This window comes from Arcicella rosea (assembly GCF_040543805.1).
Taxonomy (GTDB): domain Bacteria; phylum Bacteroidota; class Bacteroidia; order Cytophagales; family Spirosomataceae; genus Arcicella; species Arcicella rosea.
In genome coordinates, this window is the sequence record NZ_JBEUMS010000003.1 from 75,344 (window position 1) to 89,472 (window position 14,129).

The 14,129-nt window shown below is 35.4% G+C and carries 12 protein-coding genes; 5 read left to right on the forward strand and 7 right to left on the reverse strand.

Annotation, left to right across the window (positions count from 1 at the left end):
• The first annotated feature begins 211 nt into the window (after positions 1-211).
• From ABID42_RS05020 to ABID42_RS05030, 3 genes are all read left to right on the forward strand, one after another.
• The gene (locus ABID42_RS05020; protein WP_323327006.1) at positions 212-769 is read left to right on the forward strand and encodes a Riean_0653 family protein; all 558 of its coding nucleotides are present in this window, start codon (positions 212-214) and stop codon (positions 767-769) included.
• Between the two features lie 161 nt (positions 770-930).
• Complete coding sequence (locus tag ABID42_RS05025; RefSeq protein WP_367282726.1) at positions 931-1,440, forward strand: gamma carbonic anhydrase family protein; 510 nt, start codon at positions 931-933, stop codon at positions 1,438-1,440.
• A gap of 148 nt (positions 1,441-1,588) precedes the next feature.
• Positions 1,589-1,981: an HIT family protein gene (locus ABID42_RS05030; RefSeq protein WP_323689763.1), complete on the forward strand. Its 393-nt coding sequence runs from the start codon at positions 1,589-1,591 to the stop codon at positions 1,979-1,981.
• Positions 1,982-2,056: 75 nt separating this feature from the next.
• Here the strand turns inward: ABID42_RS05030 and ABID42_RS05035 are convergent, their stop codons facing one another.
• From ABID42_RS05035 to ABID42_RS05045, 3 genes are all read right to left on the reverse strand, one after another.
• Positions 2,057-3,082 carry an NAD(P)H-dependent glycerol-3-phosphate dehydrogenase gene (locus ABID42_RS05035; protein WP_323327001.1) on the reverse strand — a complete coding sequence of 342 codons (1,026 nt, stop codon included), beginning with the start codon at positions 3,080-3,082 and terminating at the stop codon, positions 2,057-2,059.
• Between the two features lie 694 nt (positions 3,083-3,776).
• A complete protein-coding gene (locus ABID42_RS05040; protein ID WP_367282727.1) occupies positions 3,777-4,154 on the reverse strand; it encodes a DUF779 domain-containing protein in 378 nt (125 codons plus the stop codon).
• Between the two features lie 134 nt (positions 4,155-4,288).
• Positions 4,289-5,839 (reverse strand): aldehyde dehydrogenase family protein, encoded by a 1,551-nt coding sequence (locus ABID42_RS05045; protein ID WP_367282728.1) that lies wholly within the window; start codon positions 5,837-5,839, stop codon positions 4,289-4,291.
• 281 nt (positions 5,840-6,120) lie between these two features.
• On the opposite strand from ABID42_RS05045, the gene ABID42_RS05050 reads away from it, so the two are divergent.
• Positions 6,121-7,074, forward strand: coding sequence for an AraC family transcriptional regulator (locus ABID42_RS05050; RefSeq protein ID WP_323689760.1), 954 nt, complete (start codon positions 6,121-6,123; stop codon positions 7,072-7,074).
• Positions 7,075-7,155: 81 nt separating this feature from the next.
• Here the strand turns inward: ABID42_RS05050 and fusA are convergent, their stop codons facing one another.
• The 3 genes from fusA to ABID42_RS05065 all read right to left on the reverse strand — a co-directional run bounded on the left by fusA (position 7,156) and on the right by ABID42_RS05065 (position 11,336).
• The gene (gene fusA, locus ABID42_RS05055) at positions 7,156-9,249 is read right to left on the reverse strand and encodes an elongation factor G (protein WP_323689759.1); all 2,094 of its coding nucleotides are present in this window, start codon (positions 9,247-9,249) and stop codon (positions 7,156-7,158) included.
• A gap of 296 nt (positions 9,250-9,545) precedes the next feature.
• On the reverse strand, positions 9,546-10,091 hold the full coding sequence (locus tag ABID42_RS05060) for a hypothetical protein (RefSeq protein ID WP_323689758.1): 546 nt from the start codon (positions 10,089-10,091) through the stop codon (positions 9,546-9,548).
• Between the two features lie 291 nt (positions 10,092-10,382).
• Entirely contained in the window at positions 10,383-11,336 is a 954-nt protein-coding gene (locus ABID42_RS05065; protein ID WP_323689757.1) for a N(4)-(beta-N-acetylglucosaminyl)-L-asparaginase, read from the reverse strand.
• Between the two features lie 343 nt (positions 11,337-11,679).
• Between ABID42_RS05065 and ABID42_RS05070 the strand changes: the two genes are divergently transcribed.
• Positions 11,680-12,936 (forward strand): T9SS type A sorting domain-containing protein, encoded by a 1,257-nt coding sequence (locus ABID42_RS05070; protein WP_367282729.1) that lies wholly within the window; start codon positions 11,680-11,682, stop codon positions 12,934-12,936.
• 46 nt (positions 12,937-12,982) lie between these two features.
• On the opposite strand, the gene ABID42_RS05075 is transcribed toward ABID42_RS05070, so the two are convergent.
• A complete protein-coding gene (locus ABID42_RS05075; RefSeq protein ID WP_367282730.1) occupies positions 12,983-14,125 on the reverse strand; it encodes an FAD-dependent monooxygenase in 1,143 nt (380 codons plus the stop codon).
• Positions 14,126-14,129 lie beyond the last annotated feature (4 nt).

Below are 14,129 nucleotides of genomic sequence, written 5' to 3' on the forward strand. Positions count from 1 at the left end.
GTTTTCTAGCTTTAAATTTTTCGACAAAAAAAGAGAATATTTGAGACTGAAATTTTTATTTATGATAGATGGTACCGACCAAACATATTTTACGTAGGTATTTGGGTTGAGAATCTTATTTTTAAAATAATTTAAAATAAATTTCTTAGATTAATACATTTTAATTAAAGATTATTTATAAATTCGTAGCGATAGATTAAATCGTTCATTTATGAGAACAAATCGTTACCTAATCATTCTGCTTACATTAGTATCACTCCTTAGCTGCGAGATGAACGATTATGTACAGCCAGAAGCATTACCAGCGGTTACTCAGATTGGCAAGCAAACTTTTGGTGCAAAAATTAATGGTACTATCTGGACGCCCTTCCAACGATATAAAGCTAATCCGAATTTCAAGCCTGTTCCTGTAGTGTGGGGAAAATATCAAAACGCTACGCTCAGGTTGTCTGTAACTAATCAGAATACTTTGGAGTCGATGAGCTTTATGATTAATAATGTGAAGGATACTGGCAGATACCAATTCATGCGATATTTTCCTAAAAATGCTGTTGAATTTACTCCTTTTGCGAGCGTCTATCAAAAATGTATTAACGGCAATTGCTCGCAATACGCTATTTGCCAAACCTGTGAAAACGAAGTGAACATTACCCGTTTTGACCCTGTTTCAAAAATTTATTCGGGTACTTTTAGCGTAACTTTTCAGAACAAAGAAAAGCCTTCTGAAATTTTGGCTTTGAAAGATGGTCGGTTTGACATCAAGGAGTAATCTAAAAATGTATTATTTTCAATCAAAAACAATTTATATTTTACGTTCATGCTAGGTTGTTCGGTGTTTCACTGAACAACCTTTTTTTATTGTCAAAGGGTTTTCGTTTGTATATTTGTCGCATCTTAAAGTTTTAAAATTTACGTTTAATCATTCAAAAAATGCCTTTAATAAAACCTGTAAAAGGAGTATCGCCTAGTTTAGGTGAAAATTGTTGGCTGGCAGAAAACGCCACTGTCGTCGGAGATGTGAAGTTTGGGAAAAACTGTACCGTTTGGTTTAATGCTGTGGTAAGAGGCGACGTAAATTCGGTAATCGTTGGTGATAATTCGAATATTCAAGACGGAGCAATTATTCATTGTACTTATCAAAAAACGAAAACGACTATCGGCAATTATGTTTCTATCGCACACAATGCTATCGTTCACGGTTGTACGATTGAGGACAAAGTATTAATTGGAATGGGTGCTATCGTAATGGATGGTGCTGTGATAGAAACTGGTTCAATCATTGCCGCTGGCGCTATCGTTACCCAAAACACTCGTGTTCCTGCTGGGACAATCTATGCAGGAAATCCTGCTAAATTCTTGAAAAATGTTTCTCCAGATGCCGCTGAAGTATTTATGAGAACTGCCAATAATTATATCATGTACGCCGAATGGTTTAAATAGCTTTTTAGCTATGAGCTTTGAGCCGTGAGCTTTGAGCTTTTCTAAATTGCTATAAAGATTCGTTATTACAAAATATCATATATTATTCATTAAAAATCTCAAAGCTAGTGGCTCAAAGCTGATAGCTGATACCTAAACAAATTTTTCCATGCCAACTATATTCACAAAAATTGTTAATGGCGAAATTCCTTGCCATAAAATTGCAGAAGACGAAAACTATCTTGCTTTCTTAGATATTACGCCACTTGCCGAAGGACATACTTTGGTGATTCCGAAAAAAGAAATTGATTATATCTTTGATTTAGATGATGATTTATTGGCTGGATTAATGATTTTCGCTAAGAAAATTGCGCCTGCTTTACAACAAGCGGTGCCTTGTAGAAGAATCGGTGTTTCGGTAATTGGTTTGGAAGTACCGCACACACATGTTCATTTAATTCCTTTGAATTCTATGAACGACATTAATTTTACAAGAGAAAAGATGAAGGTTAGTCAAGAAGAATTGAAGGCAACAGCGGAGAAAATTACGAGCTTTTTATAATTTGAAAATTGGTTGATTTGAAGATTTGAAAATGAAAGAATTGTTAATCATTTTCAAATCTTCAAACTTTCAAATCTACTTCAAATGTGTCTTCAATATATTGATTTCGGCTACTGGGGCAGCTTTTTCGTATAAAATTCTATAAACGGCATCAATGATTGGCATATCTACGCCATATTTTTCATTGATTTGATGAATACTTTTTACAGCATAATATCCTTCTGCCACCATATTCATTTCTATTTGCGCTGATTTTACTGAATAACCACGCCCAATCATATTTCCGAAAGTACGGTTTCTTGAAAATTGTGAATAAGCCGTCACTAATAAATCACCTAAGTATCCAGAATTATTCAAATCACGAGATGCCTGTGGATAAGCGTAATCTAAAAAACGCTTGATTTCCTGCATTGCATTTGAAACCATTACCGCTTGAAAGTTATCACCAAAACCCAAACCATGGGTAATTCCGCAAGCCATTGCTACGATATTTTTAATAACAGCACAGTATTCCACGCCATATAAATCGGCAATTGGGTTCGCTTGAATGTACCTACAACTTAATAAATTCGAAAATTCTTGCGCTAAATTAATGTTTGGCGAGCCAATCGTTAAATAAGACTGCTTTTCTAAGGCAACTTCTTCGGCATGACAAGGACCAGCAATCACACACATCTGTGTTAATGGCACGCCAAATACCTTTTCCATCCAGTCGGTCACCAACATGTTTTCATCAGGAATCATCCCTTTGATAGCCGATACTACTTTCTTTCCTGCAAAATGGTTACGAGTAAGATTTTTCAAAGCATCAGGCACAAAGGCTGCTGGCACAGCCAAAATCACATAATCTACCCCATAAAGAGCGTCATACATTTTGTAATATGCCTTTACTTTTCTTGGATTCAGTAATGCGTCTGTCAGATAACTAGGATTATGATTATACTTTTTGATAAAATCTACATCCGATTTACGGCGAAGCCACCACTTCACTTTAACATTATTTTCAGTTAAAATTTTAATGATAGCCGTTGCCCAACTACCACCGCCCAATACAGCAATTTGTGTGGGTAAACCTTTTTTGAAAGCAGGTATTTCTGTCATATTAAATTTAAGGGAAGAAAAACTCTTCAAAATACTTTTACTAAGACAATTAGCGCAAGTATCAATTATTATTCTTAGCTATCTAGGTCGATGTTGGCAAACATCTGATTGAGATGCAAAGGTTGATTTACAAATCTAACAAGGCTCTGAGCAAAAAGAAAACAAAAGCAAACAATATTTTGAAGAGTTTAGCCTAATAGGCTTGTAAAGCGTTTATTTGTCTCAAAGATTCTCCAGATTTTTCGATACTCTTTCCTTCTTGAAAAGTGTACAATTCTAAAATAATTTTCCACAATGACTATTTCATCTTCCGCAATTCAGTTTGAAAAGCACACAATCCTAAAATAATTTTCCGCAATGGCTATTTCATTTTCCGCAATTCAGTTTGAAATGTACACAATCCTAAAATAATTTTCCGCAATGACCATTTCATCTTCCGCAATTCAATTTGAAATTACACAATCCTAAAATAATTTTCCGCAATGGCTATTTCATCTTCCGCAATTCAATTTGAAAAATACACAATCCTAAAATAATTTTCCTCTAAAGCATTTACCACATACTCTTTTCTAATCTCATTATTAGTAATACAGATAAAACAAAAAAGCCTCAAGCAATGGAGAAACGCCATTATCTGAGACTTCTTGTAAAAATGGTTTGTCGATGCCTGTGTAAAAATTAGCGTCAAAACTTTCTAAGCTCCATTCGAAACAGGACTTAGGTTTTTTAATTCTTCTTCTGTATAAACTTGTGAACGAATGATAAAGCGTAAACCCAAAGGAATTTCTAATGAAAAACTAGCTCCTCTTCCCTCCACTACATCCAAAGTCAGTTGAGTATATTGCCAATATTCAAATTGGAAGGCACTCATATAAAACTCGCAACCATAAATTTCACCCAACAAAACATCATTTTCCCCAGTTTTGAACTCCCCTACTGGAAAACACATCGGTGCCGAGCCATCACAACAACCACCACTTTGGTGAAACATGATTGAACCATGTTCAGCACGAAGTCTATCAATCAGTTCCTCTGCCGCAGCAGTGAGTAATACTCTTAGGGTTTTGTCCATGATTTTTTGATTTGGGATATGGGATTTCGGACGTCGGATGTCAGCTTTCAGTCATCGGCTTTTTTGCATTTAGCAAATAGCTATTTATCTAAATTTCCGATAGCCGATGACCGATAGCTGACAGCTGATAACGTCTAAAAGAATCCTAATGCCTTTTTATCATAAGAAATCAACATGTTTTTGCAAGAACGATAATGGTCAAGCATCATTTTATGGTTCTCACGACCAAAGCCTGATTTTTTGTATCCACCAAAAGGCGCATGAGCAGGATAAGCATGGTAACAATTCACCCAAACACGACCCGCTTGGATAGCTCTTGGTACTTGATACAATTCATGCGCATCACGAGTCCACACACCAGCACCTAAGCCATAAAGAGTATCGTTAGCAATTTCAATCGCCTCCTCCACTGTTTTGAAAGTCGTTAAAGCTGCCACTGGTCCAAAGATTTCTTCTTGGAAAACACGCATTTTGTTATGTCCTTTCAAAATAGTTGGTTGAATATAATAACCATTAGCAGCATCACCCTCTTGTAAATGTGCCGCACCACCACAAAGTGTTTCAGCACCTTCATCTGCACCGATTTTCAAGTACGATAAGATTTTTTCGTATTGGTCATTAGAAGCTTGCGCACCAATCATCGTCGTCATATCCAATGGATGACCTTTTTTGATAGCATTTACTCTGGCAATTAATCTTTCAATAAAAGCATCGGCAATAGATTCATGTACAAGAATTCTTGAAGGACAAGTACAAATTTCACCTTGGTTCAAAGCAAACATTGCTGCACCTTCCAGACATTTATCAAAGAATTCATCATCAGCCTCCATTACACTTGGGAAGAAAATATTCGGAGATTTTCCACCTAATTCCATCGTCACAGGAATGATATTTTCAGAAGCGTACTGCATAATCAAACGTCCAGTAGTGGTTTCACCCGTAAACGAAACCTTTGCAATTCTAGTAGAACTTGCCAAAGGTTTGCCAGCTTCTAAACCAAAACCATTAACGATGTTCACAACACCCGCTGGTAAAACATCTTGCAATAATTCCATCAAACACATGATGCCTACTGGTGTTTGTTCGGCTGGTTTCATCACAATGGTACATCCTGCTGCTAAAGCTGGCGCCATTTTCCAAGTAGCCATTAAAAGTGGGAAATTCCAAGGGATAATCTGACCAACCACACCAAGTGGTTCATGGATAATTAGAGAAAGAGTATTTGGGTCATGTTCAGACGCTGTTCCTTCATCTGTTCTGATACATGCAGCAAAGTAACGGAAGTGGTCAACGACTAAAGGTAAATCTGCTAAAATCGTTTCTCTGATTGGCTTACCATTATCCACCGTTTCAACAACAGCCAAGTAATTGAGATTTTGTTCAATAATATCTGCAATTTTCAGGAGGATATTACTTCGGGTTGTAGCAGAAGTTTTCGACCAAGTTTTAAAAGCTTCATGTGCTGCATCCAAGGCTAACTCTACATCTTCTTTGGTAGAACGAGCAACTTTTGTAAATACTCTACCATCAATTGGCGAAGGATTTTCGAAGTATTGACCCTTCACAGGAGCAACCCACTGACCACCGATAAAGTTTTCGTATTGATTTCTAAAGATTGGTCTTGCTACAAGATTGTCGGTATTTGAGCTCTCTACAAGAGGAGCATCTATTTCAAGATTTTCCATAATAAAAATTAAATTCGTTTTGAGTGATTTATTTTTTACAAATTTATCTTGAATTATTACCATAAGTATTTACTTTTATATCACAAAACTTGATGATAGTATCATTATCATTAAATGCTGTAACTCAATAAGATGGCTAATAAATTGATGATACTCTCATAAAAATTGACAATCGTATCATTAGAGATTGGCACAATTGCATCGGTAATTTAGCTATTGTATTATTGTAAGAAAGTCTTAAAGAATTTGAATCCTAATAAAACACAAAGTACAAAATCAACATGAGACAAATCCATAAACCCCAGTCGCCCACTTTAAAGCCGATAAAGGATTTACTGACACTCGTCGAGAACCGTACTGTATATTCATTAGATAATTTTGAATTGAATATTTTTGAAACGCATCAAAAGAGTGAAGATGTTCATTTGAAGTTCAATAGTTTTGTATTGACGACGATGTTCAGAGGAAAGAAAGTAATGCACCTTTTTGATAAGCAAGGTTTTGAATACCTTCCGGGGGAATCTGTCATTGTGCCAGCGAATGAAGAAATGAAGATAGATTTTCCAGAAGCTGATTTTTCAAATCCGACACAATGTATGGCTTTGGCAATCAAAAGCGAGCAAATTAAGGAGACTGTAAATTTATTAAATGAAAAATATGCCAAAGTAGAAGAGCACGAATCTTGGCAAATAGATTTAGACACTTTCCATTTAAAGAATTCTTTAGAAGTAACCAACACGATTGACCGTCTGGTAAAAGTTTCAACAGAAACCAATTCGGCAAAAGATTTATTTGCCAATTTTATGATTAATGAATTGTTAATCAGATTGATGCAGACACAAGCAAGAGTTTTAATTGTAGATAATTATAAAAAATATGCCAATACCAATCGTTTTGCTTTTGTGATTCAATACATCAAAGAACACATTACTGAAAAATTGAGTATTGAAAAATTATGTGATTTAGCTTGTATGAGTAAACCCAATTTCTTTCGTCAATTCAAAAGAGAATTAGGCATTACACCGATTGATTTTATTAATCAAGAAAGGATTAAAATTGCCAAAGAATTATTGGCAGAAACTAGAAATGATATTAGCGACGCTTGTTTCAAAGCAGGTTTTGGAAGTACCAATTACTTCTTTATCATTTTCAAAAAGCATGTTGGCATTACGCCAGGGAAGTTTAAGGAAATGTGTATGTTATCGGGTGGAAAAAATATTTTAAAACTTACTTAGTAGAATTTTTAGGTTAGAGAAAAGCAAAAAGCCCTCACTCGTTAAAGTGAAGGCTTTTTTTATTGTTATTCTGAATGATTATTACAAACCTTTCGCTTTTTTCACGATTTCTTCAGCCAAGTTTTGTGGCACGAATTCATAGTGAGAGAAAGTTAAGTTTGCAGTAGCACGTCCAGAAGACATAGTACGTAAATCAGTTACATAACCGAACAATTCAGATAAAGGAATATCTGCTTTCAAGATTACAGCACCTTGTTTAGAATCCATACCTTTCATCATACCACGACGACGGTTCATGTCACCAGTGATAGGTCCAGTGTATTCGTCAGGAGTAACAACTTCTACTGCCATGATTGGTTCCATGATTTTAGCACCAGCTTGTTTAGCAGCTTCTTTGTAACCCATACGAGCAGCCATTTCGAATGACAACGCATCTGAATCGACATCGTGGAAAGAACCGTGGAATAAACGAACTTTCATTGAATCCATTGGGTATCCAGCCAAAGCACCATTTTTCATTGCAGCTTCGAAACCTTTTTGGATTGAAGGGATAAATTCTCTTGGAATCACACCACCAACGATACCGTTAACGAATTCCAAACCTTCTTTACCATCTTCTCTTGGTCCCATTTCGAATACGATATCGGCAAATTTACCTTTACCACCTGATTGTTTTTTGTAAACTTCACGGTGTTCAGTAGATTTCGTCAATGATTCTTTATAAGCCACTTGAGGAGCACCTTGGTTTACTTCTACTTTGAATTCACGACGCATACGGTCGATGATGATTTCAAGGTGAAGCTCACCCATACCTTTGATAATAGTCTGTCCTGTTTCTTCGTTAGATTCTACTTGTAAAGTTGGATCTTCTTCGATTAACTTACCAATAGCTTTAGAGAAGTTATCTTGGTCAGCAGATTTCTTAGGCTCGATAGCATAACCGATAACTGGATCAGGGAATACCATTGATTCAAGAACGATTGGGTTTTTCTCATCAGATAAAGTATCACCAGTTTTGATGTCTTTAAATCCTACTACCGCAGCGATATCACCAGCTTCTAATCTTTCGATAGAATTTTGCTTGTTAGCGTGCATTTGGAAGATACGAGAGATACGTTCTTTGTTTCCAGAACGGTTGTTCAAGATATAAGAACCAGCTTCTAACACACCTGAATAAGCACGAACAAAACATAAACGACCTACGTAAGGGTCAGTTGCAATTTTGAATGCTAATGCAGAGAAAGGTTCTTTAGTCGAAGGTTGACGAATTACTTCAGCATCAGTACGTGGGTCAGTTCCTACGATATTATCTTTATCCAAAGGAGACGGTAATAATGCCATCACATAGTCAAGCATTGTTTGAACACCTTTGTTTTTGAATGAAGAACCACATAACATTGGAACGATTTTCATCGCAATCGTAGCAGCACGAAGAGCAGCTAAGATTTCATCCTCAGAAATTGATTCTGGATCTTCGAAGTATTTTTCCATCAAAGACTCATCAAATTCAGCTACTGCTTCCAATAATTTCTCACGGTATTCAGTTGCTTCATCAATCATATCTTCAGGAATAGGCACAACTTCAAAAGTCATTCCTTTATCGTGCTCGTTCCATTTGATACCACGGAAGTTAACTAAGTCAACAACACCTTCAAATTTATCTTCAGCACCGATTGGTAATTGTAAAGGCACTGCATAAGAACCTAACATTTCTTTTACTTGACGACAAACGTTCAAGAAGTCAGCACCAGAACGGTCCATTTTGTTAACAAAACCTAAACGAGCTACGTTATAGTTGTTTGCCAAACGCCAGTTAGTTTCAGATTGAGGCTCAACACCATCAACAGCACTAAATAAGAACACAAGACCATCTAATACACGTAAAGAACGGTTTACCTCAACGGTAAAGTCAACGTGACCAGGAGTATCGATAATGTTAATGTGGTAATCTTGTTCTCTGTATTTCCAGCTTACAGTAGTTGCAGCTGAAGTAATGGTAATACCTCTTTCTTGCTCCTGCTCCATCCAGTCCATTGTTGCTGCACCATCGTGTACCTCACCAATTTTGTGGCTTACGCCAGCATAGTAAAGAATACGTTCAGTGGTTGTTGTTTTACCCGCATCAATGTGAGCAGCAATACCAATGTTTCTTGTGTACTTTAAATCACGTGCCATTGTTAATATGTTGATTATTTGTTTTTTATCGTTTTTCTTAGGTTAATTATGACCAACAAAATATAATTTAAAAACTCTTTTTTAAATATGTTCGCCTTTATCCTAATAAATTAGGGTGCAAAATTACGCAATCTTAGTTAAATACAAAAACTTTGTGTGTTTTGTTTTGATTATCAGTCACATCTAAGCCCTTAAAAAAACAAAAAACGTCTGATGCAATTGCTACAGACGTTTTAGTATCACCTAACCACTAAATATAATATTGTTAAATGAGCGATATTAGTACTCATTATATGCTAAATCTTCGCTTTAAACCTTGCAGATTCTAATTGAGCTTGTTTTCCATCAGAATTATTACCGATAATTATCAGTTCTCCTTCTATTTCAGAATCAGTCAATTTTGTAATATTTACTCTACCTACTCCGTTTTTCAAACCCTCATCATTTGATAATGTTGTTTGATAAAAATTATTCAATTCTCTAAAACGGTTAACGTCTTTTATCAAATTCCCTATATTTTGTACTTTACCTTCACCCGGAATAAAAAACGTGCCTTTCTCTTGAACATCATAAAGCTTAACAAAAACGGATTCTGATGTTTTTTCATCAATTATTGCAATTGATAAAGTTTTTAAACCTCTTTCTGTCCCTTTTTTTACTTCTACTTTATCAGAGTAAATAACATGTTTATAGCTATCTCCAAAATTGATTTTTCCGGAGAAAAAACCTTTGTTAGCATTATTCAAGGCTTCAATATTTCTACTGTAGGTAATAACAGTTGCTATTGAAAGCAACAAAATTGAGATTACTACGATAGGATTGTTTTTTAAAATTCGTTTCATAGGTTTTATTGAAATCAATTGTTTTTACAAGCTATTAATTTCTTTTTTCAATAAATGTTAATTGTACTTTTCTTATATTTCAGCCACAAAATTACAAATTAATTTCCGAAAGTTACAAAAGACTTAACATTATGTCTTGTTTAATTTATTATGCGGTCATTATTTTGTTTAACGCTGTATTCAACAGTTAACTGCTTATAATTTTAAATTAACTATTCTACTCAGTACTAACAGTAAAGACGTGTAAAATTCCCAAATGGTTGTCTCAACACTTTACTTTTTCTTAAATACTTATTTCATATATGACGCAGACTCATACACTTTGGTCACTCCATTAGTTGTTAAAGTATAATTGAATCCCGGTTGGATGGCATAAGCACCGTATTCACCTTTTTTATTTAATGCCAAATAACCAATTTGGAATTCTTTGTAATTATATCTTTTTACAATTCTCATGATAGCTTCTTCACAAGCTTGCTGAGGCGTCTTTCCATTACGCATCAATTCTACGATTAGAAATGAACCAAGTGTTTTTAACACAAATTCACCAAGACCTGTTGCACAAGCGCCTCCAACTTCGTCATCACAAAAAACGGCAGCACCAATTACTGGTGAATCCCCTACTCTACCGTGCATCTTAAAAGCTAATCCACTTGTTGTACAAGCGCCTGAAATTTCTCCTTGATTTCCCAAAGCAAGTAAGCCAATGGTATCGTGGCGTTCAATGTTAATTTTGGGTTCATATTTAGATGTTTTCTTCCACTCTTCCCAAGCTTTTTTGGCGGTTTCAGTTAAGAGATTTTCTTTTTTGAAGCCTTGAGAAAGTGCAAACTGTAAAGCACCTTCACCCGAAAGCATTACGTGTGGTGTTTTTTCCATTACTGCTCTTGCTACAGAAATTGGGTGCATGATATGCTGTAAAAAAGTAACCGAACCAGCATTCCCTTTTTCGTCCATAATACAGGCGTCTAAAGTAACATTGCCATCTCTGTCAGGAAAACCACCGTATCCTACCGAAGTATCATTGGGATCAGCTTCAGGGATTCTTGCACCAGCTTCAACAGCATCTAAAGCTCTTCCTGTTTTTTGGAGTGATTCCCAAGCGGCAGTATTGGCTTTTTCATTTTTCCATGTTGAAATAACGACAGGAAATTTAGCCACATTTTGACTATTGGAAGCTTTAGCACTTACTGAGGCAATTGCCGACAAAGCGGTAGTTTGTTTAATAAAGGTTCTGCGTTGCATGAAGTATTTGTTGATTAAAGGTAGTTTTTATTTCTACCAAAGATTTTAAAAGATAAGGATAATAATGCTACAAAGATAGCTCATCAATTTATCAAAAAATCTAATCATTTAAAACTCTTTCGCTTTGAAATATACAAATTCTATGCCTGATTATTGATTTCAAAATCTTACATAGCTCATAAAGCATTTATTGAGATACTTAATCGTGCATTTGTTTACTCAACCTTCCAAAATGGCACAATCAATTGATTTTCAGAGATAAAAATTAAGAAAGATATTCTATAAATATTTTTTTTGATTATTTTAGTGTAGAAAATCTACAAAGTCAAAACCAGTTCTCTTCATGAAATCAACACTTATATTACTTATTTGGGGATTTTTTTTCTCAATCTGTCAAGCACAAACTATTTACTTTAGTCAAAACTTCAATACTGCTACCACTAGCTCGCAAACTCCATTTGAAAATGCCACAGCTCCAACAGTTGGTCAATTCAATTACATTACCAATGCTTTGATTACACCAACTGGCGAGAAGTTTTTAAAATTCATTGGTAATAATTCTATTTGCAGAGCTACTAGAAGTACCGAATTTTCTCCCATTCCTTCCACATTATATGTACAGTTTTCAGTTAGAGCCAGTAGTATTGGTGCAGAAAACGCCGATGCTGTAGAATTCTATTTCGGAAACGGTGCTAATTTTGATAATACTACGGCGGCTCCAAGTACTCCTGTGATGAGTATCAAATTTGGCGTCAATACTCCTTCAAACTTGATTATTCAAGGCAGTAGCCAACTGGCTACCCAATTTTTGACGGTTACTTTATTCATTAACAATGATAATCGTTCGATGACTTACAACGATGGAACAAGAAGTGGAACAGTTGCTGCAAAAAAGTATGATTTGTATGTTGGAACAGCACTAATCAGTAATGACGTATCAGTCAATAATACCTTGGGTAACTTAAGCCAATTCAAGATTTTAACGAAAAGTATTACAGGTTCACCTACTTTAGATTTTGATAATTTCATCATTAAAAATGATTTCGTGGTACTTCCAATCGAGCTGATTTTTTTCAAAGCTCAACACTCAGGAAATCAGCAAGTAGCACTTACTTGGGCAACTGCCACTGAAATTAATAGCGATTTTTTTGTTGTGGAAAGAAGTAGAAACGCCATTGATTACAGCGAAATCAGCAAAATAAATGCTGTTGGAAACTCTTCAAAAACGGTTAACTATCAATTTGTTGATGAAAGTCCTTTGTTCGGAACAAATTATTATCGTTTAAAACAAGTAGATAAAGATGGGAAAGAGCAAATTTTTCGTCCTCAATCTGTCATTATTTCAGATGAAAAAATTCCTTTCGGAGTATTTCCCAATCCAACAAATACCTCAGAATTTTATGTAAAAGTGGAAGATGTTGATGAAGCTACACTTGTTCTTTTTGATTTGCATGGCAAAAATATCAACTTTGAAAGAATCAATGTCACACAAACTTTAGTTAAAATGATCCCTTCGTCTGTACTTCCAGAAGGTACTTATTTGCTAAAAGTAAAAACCTTTGGTGACATCAAAGAACATAAATTGGTAGTTTCGAAGTAGTTGTAAATATTTCGTCCAGTTAAAACAATTTCAACTGGACGAAATATCAATATTCTACTTCATACAAAAATTTATACTGCTTTTCGCTAAGGCTTTCTGGTGTGTAACGGACAATCAAATTCCTTAACTTTATCAAGGTTGGGTTTTCGAGTTGAGCCATTTTCCCAATACTCCAAGAACGATTCACGACTTCGGTTGTTCTTGGTAAACGATTGGCTTCAAAATCAGTGAAGACGCTTTCAATGGGTTTTACATTGCTAATGTATTTTCTTAAAATCATTGCATCCTCAATCGCCTGACATGCTCCTTGTCCCATGTTTGGAGTGGTAGCATGAGCGGCATCTCCAGCTAAGAGTACTTTCCCAAAAGCAAATTGTTTAATTGGTTTTAAATCAACAATATCATTCAAAAGTATATTTTCATCCTTGGTTGCGCCCAATACTTGTGGAATCGGAAAGGCATATTGTTTGAATCTTTCCTGTAAATCTTGAGCTTTTAAGCGTTTAAAATCTTCATTTTGCTCGCTTGTATTCACACAAAGAAACCAATAAATATGTGTGTCGGAAATAGGTACAAAGCCGAATCTACCTTTGGCACCCCAACATTCGAAAGCCTTTTTAAAATCACAATCAATATCACGAACATCTGTTATTGCTCGCCAGCAAGTATAACCAGCGTAACGTTTCTGAGCATTAGGCAATAATTTTTGACGAATTTTAGAGTTAATCCCATCCGTAGCAATGATGGCATCACAAATTTCAGTTGAGCCATCTATAAAAGTAACAGAACACGATTTTTCATCTTGTTCAAAATCTATTACTTGTTTTCCTAAAAACAAGGTTTCGGGCTTTAGTTTATTGGCTAAAATATGGTGTAAATCATAACGAGCAATGGTGAAATTACCAATTCCGTATCGTTCAAAAAAACGTTTGGCATATACTTCACTAAGCGTATTGAGTTTTTCATCGACAATGCTAAAAGTATCAACAATATGTCCTTTCGCCATAATTTCTTCTTGCAAACCTAATATTTGCAATCCTTTCATCGCATTGGCGGCAAGTACAATGCCAGCACCTACAGGACGAATCTCTGAAGCGCTTTCAAATATTTTTACGTCAAATCCTTTTTGTTGAAGAGCTATCGCTGTCGTGAGTCCACCGATTCCAGCTCCAATAATGGCAATCTTCATAAGT

Coding starts and splice junctions, on each gene's coding strand:
- fusA (WP_323689759.1), bottom strand. CDS start 9,249: ATGGCACGTGATTTAAAGTACACAAGAAACATTGGTATTGCTGCTCAC.
- ABID42_RS05065 (WP_323689757.1), bottom strand. CDS start 11,336: ATGCAACGCAGAACCTTTATTAAACAAACTACCGCTTTGTCGGCAATT.
- ABID42_RS05035 (WP_323327001.1), bottom strand. CDS start 3,082: ATGACAGAAATACCTGCTTTCAAAAAAGGTTTACCCACACAAATTGCT.
- ABID42_RS05070 (WP_367282729.1), top strand. CDS start 11,680: ATGAAATCAACACTTATATTACTTATTTGGGGATTTTTTTTCTCAATC.
- ABID42_RS05045 (WP_367282728.1), bottom strand. CDS start 5,839: ATGGAAAATCTTGAAATAGATGCTCCTCTTGTAGAGAGCTCAAATACC.
- ABID42_RS05050 (WP_323689760.1), top strand. CDS start 6,121: ATGAGACAAATCCATAAACCCCAGTCGCCCACTTTAAAGCCGATAAAG.
- ABID42_RS05020 (WP_323327006.1), top strand. CDS start 212: ATGAGAACAAATCGTTACCTAATCATTCTGCTTACATTAGTATCACTC.
- ABID42_RS05025 (WP_367282726.1), top strand. CDS start 931: ATGCCTTTAATAAAACCTGTAAAAGGAGTATCGCCTAGTTTAGGTGAA.
- ABID42_RS05040 (WP_367282727.1), bottom strand. CDS start 4,154: ATGGACAAAACCCTAAGAGTATTACTCACTGCTGCGGCAGAGGAACTG.
- ABID42_RS05075 (WP_367282730.1), bottom strand. CDS start 14,125: ATGAAGATTGCCATTATTGGAGCTGGAATCGGTGGACTCACGACAGCG.
- ABID42_RS05060 (WP_323689758.1), bottom strand. CDS start 10,091: ATGAAACGAATTTTAAAAAACAATCCTATCGTAGTAATCTCAATTTTG.
- ABID42_RS05030 (WP_323689763.1), top strand. CDS start 1,589: ATGCCAACTATATTCACAAAAATTGTTAATGGCGAAATTCCTTGCCAT.